The following is a 22,928-nucleotide window of genomic DNA, read 5'->3' on the forward strand; positions in this document are numbered from 1 at the left end:
TGTCCTGTATCATCAGGATGGATTAATGCTACCGTATAGGAAACTAATCAAATTATAATATATATGGGAAATAACAAATGGATTATGAACCTATCCGATGTCGGGCTTTCAGACATCGCAATTGTGGGGGGGAAAAACGCATCACTCGGAGAGATGTTGCAAAATTTGGGTAAATATGATATTAAAGTCCCATTGGGTTTTATCATTACGGTAGCTGCTTATGAAGATTTTATCCAGTACAATCAGTTACAAAAAAAGATAGATCGCCTCATCGCTGAAACGGATGTCGATGATATTGTACAGCTTCAAAACTGTGGAAGAGAAATCAGACAGCTTATAAGTTCTGCTGTCTTTCCTGATGCCTTAGATACGCAGATTACGGAAGCTTATCATAACCTTTGTATCCTCTATAAACAGGAAAACGTGGATGTTGCAGTACGCTCATCGGCCACTGCAGAAGATTTGCCAGATGCTTCTTTTGCCGGGCAGCAAGATACTTATTTGAATATCAGTGGTAGAGATAGTATTCTTTTGGCTACCCGTAATTGTTTCGCTTCTTTATTTACGGATCGTGCAATCAGTTACAGGAAAAGTTTTGGTTTCGATTCATTTCAGATAGGAATCTCGGTTTGTATTCAGAAGATGGTAAGGTCGGATGTGGGGGCGTCAGGTGTTGCTTTTTCAATCGACACGGAAAGTGGTTTTAAAGATACTGTAGTAATCAATGGTGCCTTTGGCCTGGGTGAAACAGTTGTGCAGGGCATGGTAAGTCCTGATGAATTTACTGTTTTTAAACCCTTGTTAAAAAAAGGATTTAAAGCAATTGTAGATCGAAAACTCGGGTTGAAAGATAAAAAAATGATCTATGCAGACAATGGTATTGATCGGGTGAAAATTGTGCCTGCCGGGGAAAATGAAATGAGTAGTTTCTGCCTCTCTGAACAAAATGTTATGCAGTTGGCTCAATGGATATGTGATATAGAAAGCCACTACTCACAGGTTAAGGGACATTGGTGCCCGATGGATGTTGAGTGGGCTTTGGATGGGATAAGCAATGAACTTTTTATTGTACAGGCCCGTCCCGAAACCATTCATTCCAGAAGGCTAGATACCAAAATGATTACTTATGATATTTCAGAAACCCACAGACATGAACGCGTCATATTAAAAGGAATTTCGGTAGGAGATAATATCGCGCAAGGTAAGGTACATCTGATAGAGGATAAACATAAGGAGGAGATGCACAAACTTAACTTTATGCCAGGTGATATCCTGGTAACTGACATGACTGATCCGGACTGGGAGCCGCTGATGAAAAAGGCTGCCGCAATTGTAACGAATAAGGGTGGGAGAACTTGTCATGCTGCAATTGTGGCCCGCGAACTTGGGATTCCGGCGATTGTGGGTTGTATAAATGCAACAGATTTACTTCGTGATGGAGAAATGGTAACCGCATCTTGTGCTGAAGGAGATGTGGGGCTAATTTACAGGGGAGCGGTTGCTTTTACTAAAACTGAACATGATTTACTGGAACTGGGGCAGACAGAAACGCCTATCATGCTCAATGTGGCCTCGCCAGATATCGCTTATCGCCTGGCAGGATATCCGCATAGCGGAGTTGGCCTGGCAAGGGAAGAGTTCATTATTAATAATTATATAAAAGTGCATCCAATGGCCCTTTTAAAACACAAAGTACTTAATGACCAGAAGTTAACCGCTGATATCGAAAAAATAATCACTGGCTATCCAGATGGAGAAAGCTATTTCATTCATAAACTGTCTTATGGCATATCCAGGATTGCCTCAGCTTTTTATCCCAAAAAAGTAATTGTCAGGTTTTCTGATTTCAAAACCAACGAATATCATAATTTATTGGGTGGCAGCAGGTTCGAACCCGATGAAGAAAATCCAATGATTGGCTGGAGGGGAGCCGCAAGGTATTATTCTGAGCAATATAAAGAGGCTTTTGCCATGGAGTGCAAAGCAATAAATAGGGTACGCAATGAAATTGGTTTAAATAATGTTGTGGTTATGATTCCTTTCTGTCGAACGGTAAATGAACTTTTAAAAGTTTATGAAGTGATGAAAGAAAATGGTTTGGAAAGAGGTAAAGATGGACTGGAAGTTTACCTTATGGCCGAAATCCCATCAAACATCATCATGGCAGATGAATTTTGTGAACATATTGATGGTTTCTCTATTGGATCAAATGATCTGACACAATTGGTACTTGGCTTAGACCGTGATTCAGCGTTGGTATCCGATTTATATAACGAAAGGGATCCGGCAGTTAAAAGAGCTATACGGGCACTCATCAGTACTGCCAAAGCAAAAGGTGTAAAAGTTGGAATATGCGGGCAAGGCCCTTCAGATTATCCTGATTTTGCTAAATTTTTGGTCGAAGAAGGAATCGATACCATATCCGTAACACCAGATGCATTTTTCAAAACTAACCTGGTGATTCGCCAGGCTGAAGAACAGCTGAAAGCAAATTCAGTTAATTAGTCACTTTCAATTTTAACGCAATACTACTCTATTAGGATAGCATGTTCCATACATGTTATCCTTTTTTATTTTGAGAAATAGATTTCAAGATCCCTGAAAGCCAGAACCAAATCATCAGTTCAGCTGTATTGCTAACCAAATAAATGTGTGCGATCTCTCGACCAAAGTTTACGGGTTCTTGCACTATCTTGTATGTAGGCTTGTACCTGCTCTGCTTCCATGCTCTGGCAAGCCCTGATAGCCGATTTAAGCCCCTCAACGGTAGTGCCTAATCTGGCCGCCCAATAATGTTGTGCTTTTTCATCCGTCAAATCTATAATTGACTTTTTATTCGGAAGTGGGGGAAAATTATTCATGGTTTATAAATTGGTTAAAAAACTAATAACAGCAAGACCTGACTAAAGGTTTTGAAAGGAACATTTTTCTGTTGTTTTTTTCACAAATACTTGTAAAACCAATATAAAAGTATTTTGTTTGTGCTATAGTCTCTTCATGTTTGAGCGCATGTTGAGGTTTAGATAGAGGCTGGCCATTAATGGTCAGCCTTTTTTATGTATTTGTATGTTGAAATATTATTGCAGTAAGCGCCACCAAGTGATAGGATGTTAATCGACACCGTTGAAGATGGGACATTTTTAATGGTAAATATCGGTTTTCGTGTAAAAAACTGGTAGGTTCATGTAAAAAAAGTTGGAGGTTGATGTAAACTTCGCATATTTGTATTAGTCATTCAGACAGGTAATATGATACCTTAACAATATTTAAAATCATATGTCAAACGCCGGGTTCCGTAACACCAATCCTTCAACTGACATATGATTTTTTTTTGCTCTAATTTTTTGGGGAAAAGATCCGTTTCAAAAAGTCATTAGAATTTAATCAGTGTGCCAGCTATCAGTTAAATCTGGTGGCGATACCAATTCAAATGGATCGTCTATTTCCCTAACATATGCCGGTCTTTGAGTTTCACCCATCAGAATTAACTGATCATTCTGATAAGTACAAATATTGCTGTCCATCATTTCTCCTGAACTTACCAGATCTTTCCAGGGTAGAAAAGCAATCTGGCATGATGATTTTTTACTTAAGTTTTTCCATTTGCCACTAAATGTTTTGGCCTTTTTTCCATTTGGTTTGTAACAAAAAAAATAGCGATGGTTAGCTTTTAGTATGATGTAGCTGAGGTCTTTGTTCTTATTGTGTTTAGTATATTTCCCGATAGGTGTAAACCTGTTTTCACAAGAATTCTGTTCACAGGAACTTAATACCAGTGAGGTTAATAACAAGATCGTGAAGGAAGTTTTCATGGTAGTGAATTTTATTTTTTTTAATCCATTGTCTTAATCTTTTGCGTTAATAATATATTCTACTGGAGAGCGTAGCGACCTGGGGTATTAACCACTTAGCATCATTTTTTCCATTGTAATGATCTCTTTCCAATAATTAATACCTGTACTGCCTGCTCCTTTAGGATCTATACAGGAAAAACCTGTAATTATTTCATGAATGGGCCGCGTGTGAATTTCTTCAAATAAATAGGTGAGGCATTCCAATAGTTTTGGAAATGAAGAAAAAATCACTTCACTCAAACCAAATAAATCTGTTCCGTTACCATCATAAACCCGAATTGGATATTCAAGGTCAGCAAATGGAACACGGGCATCAAAAACCATTAGCTTACCGGTATAAGTATCTTCTCCAAAAGGATATAGTTTTTCTGCTATCAGCGCTTTTGCAACATCATTATTTAAGAAATGGATAATTTCCTGCAGCGGTGCTGAGGGAGAAGATGAGGGCAGATTAACGATTCTGCAATCCCTGCCAAAGAAGAAATAGCGCTTGTGCCATTGAATAAAACTTTTGGGAAAACTCAATCCATAGCTTTGCTCCAATTTCTCATAGGCAATATCTTTTATCTTCCCTTTAACGGGTTTCCATTTGTAATACCCATCAATATCCACTTCAGAATCTACCATGCTTTTTGGGGTAATTCCTTCGGTGTAATGGGCAATTAACAATTTATGCTTAAAAAATTGCTCAAAAAAGTATTCAATGGTCTTGTTCACAGGCTGCTAAGATTGGGTTTGTGGATAAAACTAATGAACACAGGGGGTTCGTTCAGTCTTATAGAAGACCCGTAATTTTGCAGGTAACCGGTTTCAAAAAAAACGTCTTTGACGTTAAACAGTACTGAGCAGACCAAAAACCTGCCATTGTTAAGCATTAAATCTTTCATCATTTTAGTAATAGTTGAAGTTACTAATAGGGGATGATGAGCCGACAATATAGGGAATGTCTAATAGTTTAAAGCAAAATAAACGTTTATAATCGTTTAATTAATTGTAAGATGAAACAATGATCCCTTAAATATTAGTTCTTAAAGCGCTTAATTTCCACTTTCTTTTCCCGAACTTTTAAGTTTAAGGTTGGTATGTTGGTTTCTACTCCGGCAAATACAGCAACCGTTGCATTTTTGCCATCGTAATAAACGTTTTCTGGAAGCAACGTATTATCTGGATAAATTTGATATTCGCCCTCCGGCAGATATACTGAATATTGACCAGCTTCTCCCGTTTTAACTGTACGTACTGTTCCGTCACTGCTGCGTACCAATAGCGTAATTCCGGCCAGAGATGTATTAACGGCTAAACTTTTTTGCTCATCCAGTGTAATGGATATCTTTCCCACAGCATTACCACTCTTTTGCATGGCGATGCTTATTTTGCTGTTTTTCTGATCAACCTTTACTTGTACCGGGCTAATTTGATATCCGTTTTGCATAGGCATACTTAACTGGTAAGCACCATAAGGGATTTTACTGTATACAATTGTGCCATTTGCTGGAATCATGAAAATAATACCATTTATGAGCACAGTACCCGAATTTGCAGCTTCCTCACCCATGTCATAGTTTCCATTGTGATTATTATCCTTAAAAAAGAAAATTTCTAAATTTCCTTTTTTACCTGGAGCATGTTGTTTGGGCTGAGGTAGTTTTTGGGTAATGCCTGCCTGTAAACTGCTAAATGATGAGTTGATATAAGGGGTATTGTAGTGATACTGATAGGTACTGACGTAGAAAGCTGTTTTAGGCGTAATCAGGTATTCGGCCTTGGCCGTATAAGTAAAGTTATATCCGTATTGTGTATCATGGTAAAAAATAAGTCCGGCCTCAGTACGTAATTTCTTATCGAAGAAATAATGATGCAATGAAGGACTAATACTATACCTGGAAATATCTGTGGTACCTGTTCCACTATTGTAGGCCTCGGCTAAAAGAAAGTTGCCCCTTTGTAGATAAGCGCTCAAATTTAGCCAGCTGTTAGACCAGTTTGCGTTTAACCGTAACTGAAGTTTATGATCTCCGTTAGGCCCTTTACTCATTCCGTTATCCACAGAGATATAGATGTTTTGTTTAAAATCGCTGCTGTGCCAGTTTATAGATTCGTTTAGGCGATAGGCAGTAAGTGAGCTGCTTTGTTGACCTATAATGTTGTAAACTGCACTTTCCTGATCTCTGGAAGCGGTAAGGGTGATGTTGAGGTTCACATTCAGTGGTTTAGCCCAACCGGCTTCTATGCGCTGAAGCGAATAGTCGCGCTGAAAGAAAAAGATATTTCGCTGATAAGCCGGATTAAACGAGTAATAACTAAAACCTGCCCATATATGTTGTGGACCGAGATAACGGCTAACCCGTTCATTTAGCTGTAAAACACCTCTTCTAATGCCTGGATAATAGGCTGTAGAATAAAAATTATTACTACTGAAGTTGAATTTTTTATAATTCCCACTCAGGGTGGTACCTAAGGCAAATGAAGGCTTAATGTCATCATTATCTAAAAGATTTTGTGAGGCACCGGCACCAACATTTACACTCATAACAAAATTCCTTTTATTAAATAAGGAAATCGAGTTAGCCGATAATAAGCTCCTGGTTTGTTCTAAAGGAGCATAGTCAAAAATTAGGGTGCTGTTGTATTGATTTCCGCTGGTATCTTTAAGATTGGTTTTAGCATAGGCAGAATAGCCGTAATTGAAATTATCGCCTAATAGATTGTATGATTTCTGTACCATGGCGGCTTCAAAGCCGTGTGTATCTTCATCAGCACGACTATAAAATTTAACACCCCGGCCGTTGAAGAAGCTTTCCAGGTTTTCTGAAATATTTCCTGCTGTAATTCCGGCTTTTTTATTTTCGTAATTGAGCCATGTATTGGTAATTAATGGTTTATTATTGATACCGTTCCATTGATAAGCATCCAGACTAAACCCCAAAAGCCCATTCTGGATTTGGGTAGCACCCGTACCATTTAATTGCCAGGATTGAGAATCACTGAAGAGGTTCTGACCACTTAGCGAGATTTGATTATCTACACCTCCATTTAAGCTGTTTTGCTGAATCTGAGGATTAACAAACTGGCGGTTCGCAGAAGCATTTTGAACATATGCAATTCCATTTCCGAAAAGTTCTCCATTTTGATATAATCCTGCAATGTTGATATAGAAATTATTCATTTGGTATAATTCGCGATTGATAATTTTTGCGAAATTAACTTCCTGTGTACCTCCAGGGGCAAGCTGAAGATCTTTTTGAATAATTTGTTTTCCCTGGCCATTATCAGCCGGAAGTGAGGCAACAATTTTGAGTATTTCTGTTTGATTACCCGAATTCCGAATCATTACCTTAAGGTTTAAGGAATCACCCACCTGTTTTAACAAGATGCTGGGATTAAGCACTGCAAGTTCTACAGCACGCTGTGGTAACATATTCACCTTCGCATGGAACTGCGCCACGGTTTTTCCTGTGGTATCCTGCAACTGAAATGCCATCTCACTAATTTTTGTGTCTGCGTTTTGAAGTACCAGGAACTTAAAAGGGTAGAAGATGTGGGTTTGTTTAGCTACTTTAACGTTAATGGGTTGATCTGAAATCAGGCCAAATCCTTTAGGTAAAACAGGTATAATCTGGCCCTTAAAATCTGTTGATTCTGAGTTGGTTACCCGGATACTTAGCGAAACCAGTTTTTCTCTGCCAATATTAATAACACTATCACTGCTAATCGTCAAAACTGCTTTTTCCTGCCCTTTCGAAGATAACGCAAAGCCCAGCATGAGTATGCTGCAATAAAAAAATATCTTAATTGAGACAGGTTTCATTGTATAAACTACTGTGGGATAATCTCATAAATGAGAATTCCACTATAGGTGTCTGGAACAGCATTAATAAGTCTGCTATCGTTCGCTTTGGTAAAATATCTGATGTGGTATTTATAACTAACGGCACTGCTTGTAGTACTCCCGCCCTGACCAACAGTTTGCGCGGTTTCCGCTAAGGGAACAGTGATAGAAGATGAGCCGGTGGCTGCACTCAATTGCAGGTTAACAATAGATACAGGCAAAGTTTTACTTCCTGCGCTAAAATTGGCACTGCTGCTGCGAACCTGGATGGCGTAAGGTGTGGCAGCAGTAACCGTTAACCCGTTGGTATAGGTAACTGAAGCCCCATTAACATAATCATTCATGGTTTTGAGTTCGAGTAAGCCCGATTTTGCATCGTTCTGTACCTGTATACCATAGCTTGCCGGCGTTGTATAGCTGCCATCCGGGCGGATTTGTATACCATTGGTAGCACTTGACCGGCTTATTTCCGCTCCTCTGTTGTCTAATAATGTAAAAGCCAGATTTATGGAGTAAGCCTGCCAGGTTTTTAAGGCATCAAGATAGGATCCGCCTTCCAGAATCACATCAACAGTGAAAATTATTTGAGTATAGAACTGGCTGTTATCATTCTTAAGTGCATAATTGGAAGAATTGATTAATAAAGCGGTATTTCCGGGCGCACTTAATGGAACCGCCGTTGTGCCACTTCCAATTTGCTGAAAAGTAGTGCCGTTTACAGCGCTTAGTTTCAATTTTATTTTACCATAAGGTAAAGTTTTTCCTTCACTATTGGTTATGGGCTGATTGAGGATTGTGCCTAAGCTCCAGTTTGGATAATTTCTGTTATTCCCCTCTAAAGTAATCTGAATTTGAAAAGCATTACCAAAAGTTTGGGTTTGCGAGGAGCGTACCTCCATATATTGCTGATTGCTTGCCGTAAGACGTGGTTGTGCCCAGGCATTTACTGCAAACCCCAATAGCAGCACAAAGGTAACAGCAACCGAAAAAAAATGTTTATTCATGCGTAAACTCCAGTTCTGCCAACTTTACAGTTGCTTCATCACCATAATTTAATACTGCCGAAGCTACATATTCACCTTTTTCTAATGAAACAGGTAAAGCAAAAAAGACTTTGCGCTTATTGCCAGGTAGTGAATAAAAAATGATGTCTTTCAATGTTGTCTTTTTTCCTGTTTGTTTGTTGAGTAGTTCGCAGCTTGCTGTTCCATCTGCCCAAACGTTACCGATATTGGTAAATTGAAGTATAAGTTCCTCTTTTGATTTAGAAAAATTATCGATATCAAGATTTGCATTACGCGCAACCGGCAGTCTTTGATAAATTTTTATCCCTGTACGTACAGCTACTTTAATGTTAGTTCCTTTTTGGCTTACATCATCTATAGGATTAAGCTGGCTAACGTAAAGCATGGCCGTATGAACCGGTATGGTATCTTTTAACGATGCAGGAGGAGCAAGCTGGATTTCGATATCTCTTTGCTCTCCCGGTGCCAGGGAAAAAAATGAAGAGGGAAGTATAGCCACCCATTTGGCACATGAAACACTGGTACTGCCTGCATCAAAGATCTGATTATTCCCCTTATCATCATAAGACCAGTCGTTTAAGGAAATACTAAGATCGAGTGTTGAAGTCTTACTAACATTACTTACGGTAATCTTCTGGCGTTGCTGCTGTCCGGGGGCTACTGTAAAATATACCCTGGGAGGTGTAACTGATAATCCGGTTTGTGCGGCAACAGGTAAAGTAAAGATTAGGGCTAAAAGCAACAGAAAATAGGGGAGTCTTTTCATCAGGAAACAATTGTAGAATCAAATATACAACAAAGGCAACTTTGGGAGACCCAAAATTGCCTTTTTGTTGATTTATTTTGATTAGTTAGCCTCGATAGTATAGGTAACCGTAGTTGTATAAACTGTTGGATTTTCAGTTTTGAAATATTTGTCTACATATTTCTGAGCACCAGCAGCTTTGTAAGTAATGTTAAAGTTTTTGTTAACACTTCCGGTAGTACTGGAGATGATCGTTTGATCTGTACTGCTTAAGTTAGCCGGAGTGTATGTAGCGTTAGCCAATTGGTTGCTTGTACCGGCCAAAGGACTAATGCTTACATCGTTTGCATCGATATTAGCTTTTGCACCAGTTAAAGTTGAAGCAGCAGATTTAACTTTAACGATAAATGCACCTGTACTGTAAACGGTTAAGTGGTCAGCCTGAGCTAAACTTACACCATTGGTATAATCTGTAGTAGTTTTATAATCTAAGTTAACTGTTTTTTGAGTAGGATTAACTGTGATGGTTTGGATAGGATATAAACGAATGTTTAATGTTGCATTGTCTGTTTGAGCGAAAGCTGATTTACCAACTAAAGAAAGAACAATTACTGAAAGGCTTAATAGGAATGACTTCATGATAATTTGATTAAATGTTTTTTTTATAATTTTTTTTGTTAAGTTTGTTTTACTACTCCCAACAGAAAGGCTGTATCATTCTTGTCTTTCTCTGTAACAATCTTGTAACATTTCCGTTTGAATGTGATGCAAAGGTATACCCATTTCAGCTTCTGAAAAATATTAAAAACCACCAAAAAAGTATGAAAAAATACAAAGCATATTAAATTATATTTTTTTAATGTTAATTACTTGTAAATCAGATAATTAAAATTTAATTGTTCTTATTGATTTATGTCAACAAAAGTTGTTTTGTCTACTTAGTAATACTATTTGAATAGCTTTTTGATGTTTTTATGACATTGAGTAATCTTACAGTTTTGCTCAAAATCTGATGACAGTGACAGGTTTTGCAGGAATAATTTGGTGTAAAATATTTGGAAAATAGAAATCTATGTTTCACGGATAGGCTGATGGTATTTAAAAGCAAAAAAAAGGAATGACGAGATCATTATCCTGACCTCAAATGCTTCAGAAGCTAAACTGCAGAGCAGGTTTAGTTGATGTATTTTTCAGAAGAGATGATCATACTGAGCTTTAAAGCCAGGTAAGCTGGCCACAGGCTGCATCAATATCTTTCCCCCTAAGCTATATCGGAATTTGTTGTTTCATTACCTAATAATTAGTTTTGATTAAACTAATTATTACCCCATACTCAAACTCACTTGCAGGTTTCGGTACTTCTTCGGGCTAAAGCCAGAGTGTTTGGTAAAAAAGGCGCTAAAATTATTTTCCTCTGTAAAGCCCATACTGTAGCTGATTTCTTTAATGGTAAGTGCGCTATGGGCAAGTTTACTTTTCGCTTCTTCGAAGATTTTTTCGGTTACCAGTTGTTTGGCAGACCGACCATAAATATTAGTAATGGCTTGATTTAAGCGTCTAGGTGTAGTTTTAATGGCATTGGCATAATAATCCAATTTTTTTTCCCGCTGGTAGTTCAAATGGAGAAGCTCCCTAAATCGGGTTGCAATTTTTTTATCTTCGGCATTTGTATGCTGCACATCAGAACTGTGTAGTCCCTGAGATAGAAAGGCTGAACGTATAAGCATAGCTTGTACGGCATTGTGTATGATATCCCTAACCAAAGGCGCCTGAGCACGATCAACCAGTTTTTCTAAAAATTCAAATTGAAGGGTTACGTATTCAGCTATATCAATAGATGGTTTACTGATGTAAATTTTACTCAGGTCGAAAAATAAAGCCGTATTTTGAATAAAGTAAGCATCGTTGGGCGTGCGTGCATAAAATCCATAATCAAAATAGATTACCCAAAAATTGTTGTCAGCAGCCTCAATAAAGGCATGGAAACGATCTGGCCCAACAAATAAGAAATGTCCAAGGGGTACCGGAATTCTTTCATTTTCTATACAATGTTCTGCATGATCTGTTGCTGCAAAGAGAATAAAAAAATAGGGCCATCGATGAGATACATCAATATCCTTAAGTAGTTTGTTTAAATCAGAAGAGCGGCAAACATGGATATAATCTTTAGTTGTTAAATCAATCCTTTCACTAGTATTCATATTCGTAAGAAAATTCCTGCATAATGACAACTGATATGCATCTTGCTAAGATAATACATTATCTGGAAATCCGATACTCAATTATCAGTAATTTAGTTAGGTTATTGTAAGAATATTTTTATATAAATGTCTTTCTATAGCGGTGTTGGTTTTTTGATTTTCATCATTTTTTATAAAGTGCTGAAGCTAAGTGTTTTCCAGGGTTTTTACATTTGGTCGTTATATGGTGAACGATAAAATGGCAGCGGGATATTTAAAAAAGTGATGCCCATTACTTTTTAATATGAGAAGCGTATCTTTTTAAATACCTGAGGTTAAATAGGTTTGTAGCCATAAAAAAACATCAATGCTACATACCTTTCATATTCCAGTATTAGGTTTGGGTTATTCTATTGATACCCCGTTAAAAGTTGCCCGTTATGGCATTTCATCTGTTCTTTCGATTGTAGATGATGACTTAATTGAGCGGATAAGGCAATATCATACTGAGAAGTTTTGCCTGGAATTTACCCCTATAGATAAAAAGACAGCAGACAGCAGGGCAAAACGAATTACAGCTTATCTTAATTTTTTGAAGCAAAACATTGACCTACAGTTTGAGCAATTGAAACAACAGGATTTTGTACCGGGAAGCGACATCTGCAGATATTTTGAATTACTACCCGAACACGCTAACTTGAAACATGGTTATGAACTCATGATGTCCTATCCGGATGGAGAAAGCAAAATAATTTTCCAGAATTTATTGCGAAAGGGTATGGTTATCGGGCCTATCGATGTTAACATCATGGCCAAAGTAGATAAGATGAACTTTTTGGATAATAAATATACAGGTGATCACAACTCAGATGCTTTAGCGGCATTGCGCGGCTTCGCACAAAGTGAACTTTCAGCATCGGTGGTGTTATCTGCAGGAATGAATCCAAAATTATATAGTTATCTGGAACAGTTTGCAGATTTCTTTCCAGATGAAAATGGCCAGATGAAAAAGAAAGTGATCCTGAAAGTGAGTGATTTTCGTTCAGCATTTATCCAGGCCAGGTTTTTAGCTAAAAAGGGAATCTGGGTGTCAGAATTTAGGGTTGAATCTGGTTTAAACTGTGGTGGACATGCCTTTGCTACTGATGGATACTTATTAGGCCCTATATTAGAAGAGTTTAAGCTAAAGAGAGGCGAAATGCTTGATGAACTTTCAGCCTGCTATAAAATGGCCCTTAGCCAACGGAGTTTACTTTTAAAAACATGTCCTGATCAGCGCATTACGGTACAAGGAGGGATAGGCACAGCCGAAGAGCATGAATTCTTTTTGCATCATTATGGCTTGTCTGCAACTGGTTGGGGAAGCCCTTTTCTGCTCGTACCCGAGGTTACCAATGTAGATAACAACACACTTGCTAATTTGACGGCTGCCGGAACGGGAGATTATTACCTGAGCAATTCCTCACCATTGGGCGTATTGTTTAATAACTTTAAACACAATACTGCAGAACAACAGCGATTGGCACGAATAGAAAGCGGTCGGCCAGGCAGCCCCTGTACTAAGAAATACCTCTGTAATAACACCGAATTTACTACAGAACCCATATGCACAGCTTCACGTCAGTACCAAAACCTTAAAATTAAACAGCTTAAATCACTCAAGTTAGAAAAATCGGTTTATCAGGCTCAGGTTAATCAGGTTACCGAGAAAGTTTGCCTCTGTGAAGGCTTATGTGCCTCTGCTTATCTGAAGAATGGAATAATAAAACCAAAAGAAAACAAGGCCGTTGCCATTTGTCCTGGACCCAACCTTGCGTATTTCTCGGGCATTTATTCACTTGACGAATTAGTCGGGCATATTTATGGTCGTATAAACCTCATCCGGCAGGGAGATCGCCCTCATATCTTTCTTCAGGAATTAAATTTATACATCCAATACTTTAAGGGCTTGCTCAATCAATACCATCTCAGTAAGAATGACAAAAAGAAAAAACAATTGCTTGCCTTTAAAGATCAGCTGTTGATTGGGGTAGATTATTATAAAACACTTTTTAAAACCATAAGTCATCAGGCCGTAAGCCAATTACAGGTGCTGCTTCAGGATTTATCGCTTTCGGAAGCTCAATTAGATCAAATGACGATAGGGGAGCTGGACAGTTATGGAAAATAACTTTCCTATATTTAGGCTTGTTTACACATATGGCTCATGGATAGATCAAGATTTTTAGACGCGATTATAGAAAATGCAATTGACGGCATCATTACCATAGACGATAAAGGGATAATAGAGCATTTAAATCCTGCCGCACTTGAACTATTTGGCTATGAAAGAGCAGAACTAGTAGGTAAAAACGTATCTGTATTAATGCCGGAGCCAGACAGAAGCAGGCATGATGGCTACATTCACAATTACAACACTACGGGTACCAAACACATTATCGGTATTGGCAGGGAGGTGTATGGAAAAAGAAAGGATGGTTCTACTTTTCCGTTTAGACTCGGCGTGAGTGAGGTGAAATTTAGCGATCGCAAGATTTATACCGGCTTTATTCATGATTTAACCAAAGAAAAGGCAAATGAAGAGCAGATAAAAAGTTATACAGAGAAACTGGAAGTAAAGATTAGGGAACGTACCAAAGATTTGGTTAAACTGGTGTCGGAGCTCGAAATGGCAAAAGAAAATATGCGTGCTCTGTTTCAGAAGGAGAAAGAAGTTAATCAATTAAAAACCAGGTTTGTATCCATGGCATCTCATGAATTTAGAACGCCGTTAAGCTCCATTCAGTTATCTGCTTCTCTTATTGATAAATATACAACCAAACAGGATGCGGCAAGCGTAGAAAAACATACGGCGAAGATTAAGAATTCAATTAATAATCTGACCACAATTTTGAATGATTTTTTATCCTTAGAGAAGCTGGAAGCAGGTAAGGTTGAGGTAAATGCACAGGTATTTAATATTATCAGCTTCGCTGAAGAAATTACCGAGGAAATGCAGCTGTTAACGAAACAAAACCAACACATCATTTACGAACACCGCGGCACCAGTGCCGAAGTTTTGCTAGATCCGAATTTGCTTAAAAATTGCATTATCAATCTCGTATCCAATGCCATTAAATACTCTGGAGAAGACACCTTGATTCAATTTAATACTTATTTGGAAGATGAAGAATTAGTGGTTGAGGTAAGTGATAACGGTATTGGGATTCCTGATGTGGATCAGAACAATCTCTTTGAGCCATTTTTTAGGGCGCACAACACCGGGGATATTCCCGGTACAGGACTGGGACTAAATATTGTTAAACGATATGTGGGCCTCATGAATGGTACAGTAACTTGTCAGAGCGAGCAACATGCCGGAACAAAATTTACTTTAAGCTTCCCTTTAAACAAATTTAACTAATAAGTTGATATTTATATGAGTAAGAGAATATTAATTATTGAAGATAATGATGATATCAGAGAAGGAACTGCTGAAGTTTTAGACTTGGCGGGTTACGAAACCTTTACTGCAAAACATGGTAAAATTGGGGTAGACCTGGCCCTTAAGCATTTACCAGATGTCATATTATGCGATATTATGATGCCCGAACTGGATGGTTATGGCGTACTATATTTACTCAATAAAAATCCTAAAACAGCTACAATTCCCTTTATTTTTATTACAGCTAAAACCGAAAGAGCTGATATGAGAAAAGGAATGGAAATGGGAGCAGATGATTACCTGACCAAACCTTTTGATGATCTCGAACTTTTTAAGGCAATAGAAAGCCGGTTTAAAAAAAGACAACAAACTGCCAGTGCTGGCATTACCGCGGCAGATACCGCAACAGTAATGGAGGAGATGAAGGCAAGAGGCAAAGCTAAAGCCATCACTCATAAACAAATTATTTATGTAGAAGGCGATGAACCCTCTCATTTATATTTCATTGTAAAGGGCCAGGTTAAAACCTATAAACGTTTCAAAGATGGCAGGGAGTTATCTTCTGGACTTTACCATGATGGTGATTTTTTTGGCTATGAAAGTTTGTGCAACGGAGAGCTTTATGCCGAAAATGCAGCAACGCTGGTTGCTTCAGAAATTATACAGATCAGTAAAGCAGATTTTATGGAATATTTGCTCAACTATCAATCCGTGTCCAAAACCTTTATCAGTTTATTATCCGACAGTGTAAAAGAAAAAGTGGCGCAGATGCTGCAACTGGCCTACTCCTCCGTTCGCAAAAGAGTAGCAGAAGCCCTGCTTCAGGTAGCAGATAAGTTTGGAGATGATCATAGTGATACCTGTACCATAAAGATTTCCAGGGATGATCTTGCTGCCCTTGTGGGTACGGCAAGTGAAACAGTAAGTAGGATGCTTGCTGATTTTAAAGAAGAGAAACTGGTTGATAAAACCGGCAATGCCATCAATATTCTCTCAAAAGAAAGACTTAGAAAAGTAAAGCAGTAAGGTTCGGATACGCATTTTTTATGCTAGGCGCGGTTTTCACCTGCCTGCTTAGGTGCTGTCGCGTGCTGCTCCTTTCCTTAAACCAATTCAAAAGTAATCAAGATCACTTTTTAGCCTAAGCCCCCTCATCTTCCGTCTTGGTGTATGCCATTAATTTTGTGAACATATATAAATGTACATGAAAGCTATTGCATATAACATAAAGCCCGATGAAAAAGAATGGTTGGCCTTGGCCAATTATAAAAAGCATGATATTACAATTATAACCAATAGTTTAACTATTGATACCTTATCTTTTGCTCAAGGTAAAGAAGCATTGCTCGTATTTAATAATGATGAGTTGAATGCAGAGATGATTGCCGGGCTAAAAGCACTGGGCATTCGTTACATTGCCACATCATCTTTTGAAACCCATCATCTTGATTTAAAAGCCGCAGGAAAGGCAGGAATGAAGGTTGCCAATGTTCCGTTTATAAACGGTAACCAGCAACCGCAGGCGAGGATGGACCAGATTATTAAAAATCTGGATCAATGGGCAGCTGGAAAATGTGTGGGTAAAGCTTGCTGCTGCCAAAACAATTGTGGGGTCACTAAAGCGTTAAAGTCATGATTTCCTCAGATCTTTTAAAGAAATATAATGTTGCAGCCCCACGATATACCAGTTATCCAACCGTACCTTATTGGAATACAGATGATTTTGGTACTGAAAAATGGATATCTGCAGTAAAGCAAACTTATCAGGCCTATCATAAAGAGGGGCTGGGCTTGTATATTCACTTGCCATATTGCGAAAGTTTGTGTACTTACTGTGGTTGCAATACCCGGATAACCAAAAATCATGCAGTCGAAGTCCCATATATCTCTGCTGTTTTAGCAGAATGGCGCATGTACTGCGCGTTATTGCAAGACAGACCTGTTATAAAGGAGCTTCATTTAGGCGGCGGAACACCAACATTTTTCAGTGCTGCAAACTTAAATATGCTTATTAACGGAATATTGGAGAATGCTGAATTAGCCCACGACACTTCACTATCATTTGAGGCACATCCCGCCAATACAAGTTCCAATCACCTGCAAACCCTTTATGAATTGGGATTTAAACGTATAAGTCTCGGAATTCAGGATTTTGACCCGCAGGTACAAATGCTTATAAATCGCTTTCAAACACCAAAGGAAGTTGAAGAAGTACTTCTTCAAGCCAGAAATCTTGGCTATGAATCGATTAACTTCGATCTGATTTACGGATTGCCAGGCCAGAAACCAGCAGGGTTAACAGATACTATTGATGCGGTAATCCGCATGAAGCCGGATCGGATTGCTTTTTACAGTTACGCACATGTGCCCTGGCTTAAGCCGGGACAAAGGCATTATACAGAAAATGATTTGCCACAGGGCGACGAAAAGCTCGCGCTATATCAATTGGGTAAAAATAAATTGATAGATGCCGGTTACATTGATGTAGGAATGGATCACTTCGCATTAGCAACTGATACCCTTTATCAGGCCAGCGCCAGCAGGAAGCTTCACCGGAACTTTATGGGGTATACCCATCAGCATACGCATTTGTTAATCGGTTTGGGGGTTTCTGCCATTAGCGACAGCTGGATCGCCTTTGCACAAAATACAAAAACAGTAGAGGCTTATCTGGAGCAGGTGAATCAACGTATACTCCCCATCGCTAAAGGGCATATAAATGCGGCAGATGATCTCGAAATCAGGCAGCATATTTTGAATATAATGTGCCGTGAGCACACTTATTACCACAATGGCATTCCTGAGAAGGTATATGAAAGGTTGATTCCTTTACTCCAGGATAAACTGGTTTGGGTTACCGAAAAGGAAATTAGAATAACCAGGGCCGGAAAGGCATTTTTACGAAACGTATGTATGGCTTTTGATGAAAAACTTTGGGATAAACAACCCCAGACAAGCCTTTTCAGTTCTGCAATTTAAATAATAAAAGCATGGAAGATCAAAAACAAAAAGTCACAGCCGAATGCTGTTATCACTGTGGCGACGATTTGCCCGCAATGCAATATCATGTTGATGACAAAGCTTTTTGCTGTGCCGGGTGTAAAGGGGTTTATCAGATACTGGCAGAAAATAATTTATGTAACTATTATACCTATAATGTGAGTCCTGGAAAGCGTTATCAATCAGAAAGCAGATTGGAATACCTGGATGAAACCAAAATAGTAAACCAGCTTATCGATTATCGTGGAAGAGATGCCAGTATCGTAACCTTTTATATTCCCGCTATACACTGTACCTCCTGCATTTGGTTGTTAGAACATTTATATAAAATTAATCCTGCTATTTTCAGCTCCAGAATCGATTTCATCAGGAAACAGGTTACCATCAGCTTTAAACACGGAGAAATTTCGCTGAGAAATGTAGTAGAAACACTCGTTCAAATTGGCTATGAACCTTTAATAAGCTTACAGGATGTTGTTAAAGCACATCAGAAAAACACCAACCGCGGGCTGGTGTTAAAAATTGCCGTAGCAGGCTTTTTAATGGGAAATGTGATGTTATTCAGCTTTCCGGAGTATTTTGGCTTATCTGGTGTTGAAAAACAATTTCAATACCTTTTTGGCTGGCTTAATCTTGCTTTTGCAATTCCTGCAACGGTATATTGTGGCCGGGATTACTTTGTATCTGCGCTAAACAGTTTAAAACACAAACACATTAATTTAGATACTCCTCTTGCACTCATTATTGCCGTATTATTTATCAGAACAGCTATAGAGATTATTTTTGAAACCGGCCCCGGCTTTGCAGATACCCTTACAGGATTGGTGTTCTTACTGTTAATGGGAAAATGGCTAAAACTAAGAACCTATCACCACATCTCTTTCGATCGGGATTATCGCTCTTATTTTCCAATAGCCATAACAACCTTGATAGAAGGTAAAGAGCAGGCGGTACCCATTGATGAAATTAAAGTGGGAGATCGCCTCTGGATTAGAAATGGCGAATTGGTACCTGCTGATGCCATATTGATGAAGGGTGACGCCTGGATGGATATGAGCTTTGTAACCGGTGAGTCTGAGCCTGTTCACCAGGTATTGGGTGAGATTGTTTATGCAGGAGGCAGGCAAACCGCCGAAGCTTTAGAATTAGAGGTCATCAAGCCCGTTTCGCAAAGCTACCTCACGGGTTTATGGAATCAGGAGCATTATAAAGCAGGGAAAAAAAAGACCAATTTTAATGATAGTATTGCCAGGTATTTTAGTCTGGGGGTCTTTATCATTGCTTTTTCTGCCACGCTTTATTGGTTGTTTCAGGGGGATAGTCAAAAAGCATGGTCGGCATTTACTGCGGTAATTATTGTCGCTTGTCCTTGTGTACTGGCCCTGAGCACACCGTTTACCCTATCAGCAATATTATCAGTTTTTGATCGAAAAGGTTTTTATGTTAAAAATACTGATGCCGTAGAGCAATTGGCCAAATGTGATACAATTGTATTCGACAAAACCGGCACCTTAACCAGTACCGAGCAGGCTGGTATTTCCTTTAACGGCGTATTAACTTATACGGAGAAAGTTGCACTGGGTTCCTTATTTCGGAATTCATCTCACCCTTTAAGCAGGCATATTTTAAAAACTTTGCGGGTAGATGAGTATCACAGTGTTCATGGATATAATGAGGTGATAGGTAAGGGCTTACATGGTATGGTTTGCGGTGTGCCAGTTTATGCCGGAAGTCTCAGTATTTTACCTATTCCTGTTCAACAGGTATCAGCAAGTGGGGTTCACATTGTAATTGACAGGGAGTACAAAGGCAGTTTCTCGATTCAGCAGGATTGGCGAGCAGATCTTCCACAGTTAATTTTCGGCTTACAAAATCATTTTGAGCTACAAGTATTATCAGGTGATACCAATAAGGATGAAAATACCTTGAGGAGTATTTTCCCTGATCAGGCCAAAATCAGTTTCGGGCAACGACCTGAGCAGAAGTTAACAGCCATTTCAAATCTCCAGAAGCAGGGAAAGCAGGTAATGATGCTGGGCGATGGTTTAAACGATGCCGGAGCACTTAAACAAAGCGATTTCGGAATTGCCTTAACAGACCACATCAATAACTTTACACCCGGTTGTGATGCCATTTTAAAAGGAAGTGCGTTAAACTACCTCCCCAATTTTATCCAACTCAGTAAAGATGGTTTAAAGATTATTAAAATGAGTTTTGCCATCGCCATAGTGTACAATTGCATTGGTATTTATTATGCCGTTCAGGGTACTTTATATCCATTAGTTGCAGCAATACTCATGCCCCTGAGTACAATTACCATTATCTGTTTCACCACCTTCGCTACTCGCATTTTCGCACGAAGGAATAATTTGGTTTAGAAGAAGTCGGAGGTCGGAAGACTGATTGCTTAACCCCTCATACGCAACGGTAAAAAACCATCATTGTAGCATTAAACAAACAACGTAAAACGGACGCAAAATGAACATCCTCTATTTTCTGGTGGGCTGTAGTGTACTAATGGCCATTATATTTCTGATTGCTTTTTTCTGGGCATCCAATACCGGGCAGCACGACGATGTGCATACGCCGGGTATCCGGATGCTGTTTGATGATGAGCTTCCGGAAAAAAGTGAAAAAGATCACTTTTCTAACTAAGGGGCATCACCAATCACCTGCATAGAGCAGGATACCTTTGGTGATAAATACAAACAAAACATTTCTATTGAATATGCAATTAGAACGATTTACTTACGATAATAAGATTGTCAGGAATTTTGGTATTGCCACCATTGTATGGGGTATTATAGGCATGACAGTTGGTTTATTAGCAGCCATGCAATTATTTAAACCGGCAATGAATATGGGGAGCCAGTATACTACTTTCGGCCGGATTAGACCGCTCCATACCAACGCCGTAATTTTTGCTTTTGTGGGGAATGCCATATTTATGGGGGTTTATTATTCCCTTCAGCGTTTATTAAAAGCCAGGATGTTTAGTGATGTACTCAGTAAGATCCATTTCTGGGGCTGGCAGCTAATCATTGTTGCTGCAGCAATCACCTTGCCGCTTGGCTTTACTACTTCTCACGAATATGCAGAACTCGAATGGCCAATAGACATTGCCATTACCGTTATTTGGGTGGTTTTTGGTATTAACATGTTTGGTACAATTATCAAAAGACGAGAACGTCATCTTTATGTGGCCATATGGTTTTATATCGCAACATTCGTAACCATCGCTGTACTTCATATCGTCAACTCATTCGAGCTCCCAATATCCTTTCTAAAAAGCTATTACGTTTATGCTGGTGTACAGGATGCCCTGGTGCAATGGTGGTATGGGCATAATGCAGTGGCATTTTTCCTCACTACACCTTATTTAGGTATGATGTACTATTTTTTGCCTAAAATGGCAGGAAGACCTGTTTACTCCTACAAATTAAGTATCCTCCACTTCTGGTCACTTATATTCATCTACATTTGGGCCGGTCCGCATCATTTGCTTTACACCTCATTACCGGGCTGGGCGCAGTCGCTCGGTGTTGCATTCTCCATCATGCTTATTGCACCAAGCTGGGGCGGAATGATCAACGGTTTGCTAACATTAAGGGGGGCATGGGATAAAGTAAGGGACGATGTTACCTTAAAATTTATGGTGGTAGCACTTACCGCATACGGCATGGCTACTTTTGAAGGACCTATGCTTTCTTTAAAGCAAATAAATGGAATTGCCCATTTTACCGACTGGATTGTTGCACACGTACATGTGGGAGCCCTGGGATGGAATGGATTTTTAACTTTTGGAGTGCTTTACTGGCTTATCCCACGCATTTATAAAACAGAACTATATTCTAAAAAGCTGGCCGCTTTCCACTTTTGGATTGGCACTTTAGGCATTCTTTTTTACGCCATCCCCATGTATTGGGCTGGTTTTACCCAAGGCTTAATGTGGAAAGAATTTACTGCTGAGGGTTTATTAAAATACCCCAACTTTTTAGCTACAACCCTGCAAATTATCCCAATGCACGTATTGCGTTCAATTGGAGGTGCACTTTATCTAATCGGTGTAATTGTAATGACTTACAATTTAGTAAAAACCATGAAGCGTGCTGTTTTAGTTGCCAATGAACCTGCAGAGGCCATGCCAATGGAAAAAGTTATGGTATATGAATCACCTGCCGACCGCGCGTGGCACAGGGTATTAGAGCGTAAGCCGATGAAGTTTATGGTATTATCGCTGATCATTATCCTCATTGGCGGGATGGTAGAAATGATGCCAACCTTTACCATCCAATCCAACGTGCCCACCATTGCCAGTGTAAAACCTTACTCTGCCTTAGAATTACAGGGCAGGGATCTTTACATCAGAGAAGGTTGTGTAAATTGCCATTCGCAAACTGTGCGGCCATTCCGGTCAGAAACCGAGCGTTATGGAGAATACAGCAAGGCCGGAGAATTTGTTTACGATCATCCGTTTCTATGGGGAAGTAAGCGTACCGGACCCGATCTTCATCGTATAGGTGGTAAATATTCGGATACCTGGCATTACAATCACCTGGTAGATCCAGCTTCTATGTCGCCTGGTAGTATCATGCCACCTTATCCATGGCTGATAGAACAAAAGTTGGATATCTCTACGACAGCAAGTAAAATTAATGCCATGCGTACCTTAGGCGTACCTTATGCACTGGGATACGAACAACAAGCCAACCAGGATCTGGAGAAGCAGGCCATGCAAATAACAGCCGAACTCAAACAGAATAATATCAGGGTAAAAAGCGATCGGGAAATTGTAGCCATTATAGCTTATCTGCAACGCCTGGGGACCGATATTAAAGTAAACAAACAAGAAATTTCTTCTAATTAATACA

The 22,928-nt window shown here is 39.1% G+C and carries 17 protein-coding genes; 9 read left to right on the forward strand and 8 right to left on the reverse strand.

The window, feature by feature from the left end; all coding sequences use genetic code 11:
- Window positions 1-63: 63 nt before the first annotated feature.
- Window positions 64-2,505, forward strand: a complete 2,442-nt coding sequence (ppsA, locus tag ACQY77_RS00200) for a phosphoenolpyruvate synthase (protein WP_421940007.1) — start codon at window positions 64-66, stop codon at window positions 2,503-2,505.
- Window positions 2,506-2,636: 131 nt separating this feature from the next.
- Here ppsA and ACQY77_RS00205 read toward each other — a convergent pair whose 3' ends face one another.
- From ACQY77_RS00205 to ACQY77_RS00240, 8 genes are all read right to left on the reverse strand, one after another.
- A complete protein-coding gene (locus ACQY77_RS00205) occupies window positions 2,637-2,861 on the reverse strand; it encodes a DUF3606 domain-containing protein (RefSeq protein ID WP_421940006.1) in 225 nt (74 codons plus the stop codon).
- Window positions 2,862-3,380: 519 nt separating this feature from the next.
- On the reverse strand, window positions 3,381-3,812 hold the full coding sequence (locus tag ACQY77_RS00210; protein ID WP_421940005.1) for a hypothetical protein: 432 nt from the start codon (window positions 3,810-3,812) through the stop codon (window positions 3,381-3,383).
- Between the two features lie 87 nt (window positions 3,813-3,899).
- Complete coding sequence (locus tag ACQY77_RS00215) at window positions 3,900-4,571, reverse strand: hypothetical protein (RefSeq protein ID WP_421940004.1); 672 nt, start codon at window positions 4,569-4,571, stop codon at window positions 3,900-3,902.
- A 304-nt stretch (window positions 4,572-4,875) separates the two neighbouring features.
- The gene (locus ACQY77_RS00220) at window positions 4,876-7,662 is read right to left on the reverse strand and encodes a hypothetical protein (RefSeq protein ID WP_421940003.1); all 2,787 of its coding nucleotides are present in this window, start codon (window positions 7,660-7,662) and stop codon (window positions 4,876-4,878) included.
- Window positions 7,663-7,670: 8 nt separating this feature from the next.
- Window positions 7,671-8,687, reverse strand: a complete 1,017-nt coding sequence (locus tag ACQY77_RS00225) for a hypothetical protein (RefSeq protein WP_421940002.1) — start codon at window positions 8,685-8,687, stop codon at window positions 7,671-7,673.
- Window positions 8,680-9,474: a molecular chaperone gene (locus tag ACQY77_RS00230; protein ID WP_421940001.1), complete on the reverse strand. Its 795-nt coding sequence runs from the start codon at window positions 9,472-9,474 to the stop codon at window positions 8,680-8,682. The genes ACQY77_RS00225 and ACQY77_RS00230 overlap by 8 nt, the downstream gene beginning before the upstream one ends.
- An 81-nt stretch (window positions 9,475-9,555) precedes the next feature.
- Window positions 9,556-10,092 (reverse strand): hypothetical protein, encoded by a 537-nt coding sequence (locus tag ACQY77_RS00235; RefSeq protein ID WP_421940000.1) that lies wholly within the window; start codon window positions 10,090-10,092, stop codon window positions 9,556-9,558.
- Window positions 10,093-10,775: 683 nt separating this feature from the next.
- Entirely contained in the window at window positions 10,776-11,654 is an 879-nt protein-coding gene (locus ACQY77_RS00240) for a helix-turn-helix domain-containing protein (RefSeq protein WP_421939999.1), read from the reverse strand.
- A 346-nt stretch (window positions 11,655-12,000) separates the two neighbouring features.
- Between ACQY77_RS00240 and ACQY77_RS00245 the strand changes: the two genes are divergently transcribed.
- The 8 genes from ACQY77_RS00245 to ccoN all read left to right on the forward strand — a co-directional run bounded on the left by ACQY77_RS00245 (window position 12,001) and on the right by ccoN (window position 22,924).
- Window positions 12,001-13,803 carry a hypothetical protein gene (locus ACQY77_RS00245; RefSeq protein WP_421939998.1) on the forward strand — a complete coding sequence of 601 codons (1,803 nt, stop codon included), beginning with the start codon at window positions 12,001-12,003 and terminating at the stop codon, window positions 13,801-13,803.
- A 36-nt stretch (window positions 13,804-13,839) separates the two neighbouring features.
- On the forward strand, window positions 13,840-15,036 hold the full coding sequence (locus tag ACQY77_RS00250; protein WP_421939997.1) for a PAS domain-containing sensor histidine kinase: 1,197 nt from the start codon (window positions 13,840-13,842) through the stop codon (window positions 15,034-15,036).
- A 15-nt stretch (window positions 15,037-15,051) separates the two neighbouring features.
- Window positions 15,052-16,083 (forward strand): response regulator, encoded by a 1,032-nt coding sequence (locus tag ACQY77_RS00255; protein ID WP_421939996.1) that lies wholly within the window; start codon window positions 15,052-15,054, stop codon window positions 16,081-16,083.
- Between the two features lie 178 nt (window positions 16,084-16,261).
- Window positions 16,262-16,693, forward strand: a complete 432-nt coding sequence (locus ACQY77_RS00260) for a lactate dehydrogenase (protein WP_421939995.1) — start codon at window positions 16,262-16,264, stop codon at window positions 16,691-16,693.
- Window positions 16,690-18,036 (forward strand): oxygen-independent coproporphyrinogen III oxidase, encoded by a 1,347-nt coding sequence (gene hemN / locus ACQY77_RS00265; protein WP_421939994.1) that lies wholly within the window; start codon window positions 16,690-16,692, stop codon window positions 18,034-18,036. Before ACQY77_RS00260 ends, hemN begins: the two co-directional genes overlap by 4 nt.
- A gap of 11 nt (window positions 18,037-18,047) precedes the next feature.
- Window positions 18,048-20,435 carry a heavy metal translocating P-type ATPase gene (locus ACQY77_RS00270; RefSeq protein ID WP_421939993.1) on the forward strand — a complete coding sequence of 796 codons (2,388 nt, stop codon included), beginning with the start codon at window positions 18,048-18,050 and terminating at the stop codon, window positions 20,433-20,435.
- A gap of 100 nt (window positions 20,436-20,535) precedes the next feature.
- Window positions 20,536-20,712 (forward strand): cbb3-type cytochrome oxidase assembly protein CcoS, encoded by a 177-nt coding sequence (gene ccoS / locus ACQY77_RS00275; protein ID WP_421939992.1) that lies wholly within the window; start codon window positions 20,536-20,538, stop codon window positions 20,710-20,712.
- Between the two features lie 73 nt (window positions 20,713-20,785).
- A complete protein-coding gene (gene ccoN / locus ACQY77_RS00280) occupies window positions 20,786-22,924 on the forward strand; it encodes a cytochrome-c oxidase, cbb3-type subunit I (protein ID WP_421939991.1) in 2,139 nt (712 codons plus the stop codon).
- Window positions 22,925-22,928: the final 4 nt, after the last annotated feature.

Source organism: Pedobacter sp. (assembly GCF_965279535.1).
Lineage (GTDB): Bacteria > Bacteroidota > Bacteroidia > Sphingobacteriales > Sphingobacteriaceae > Pedobacter.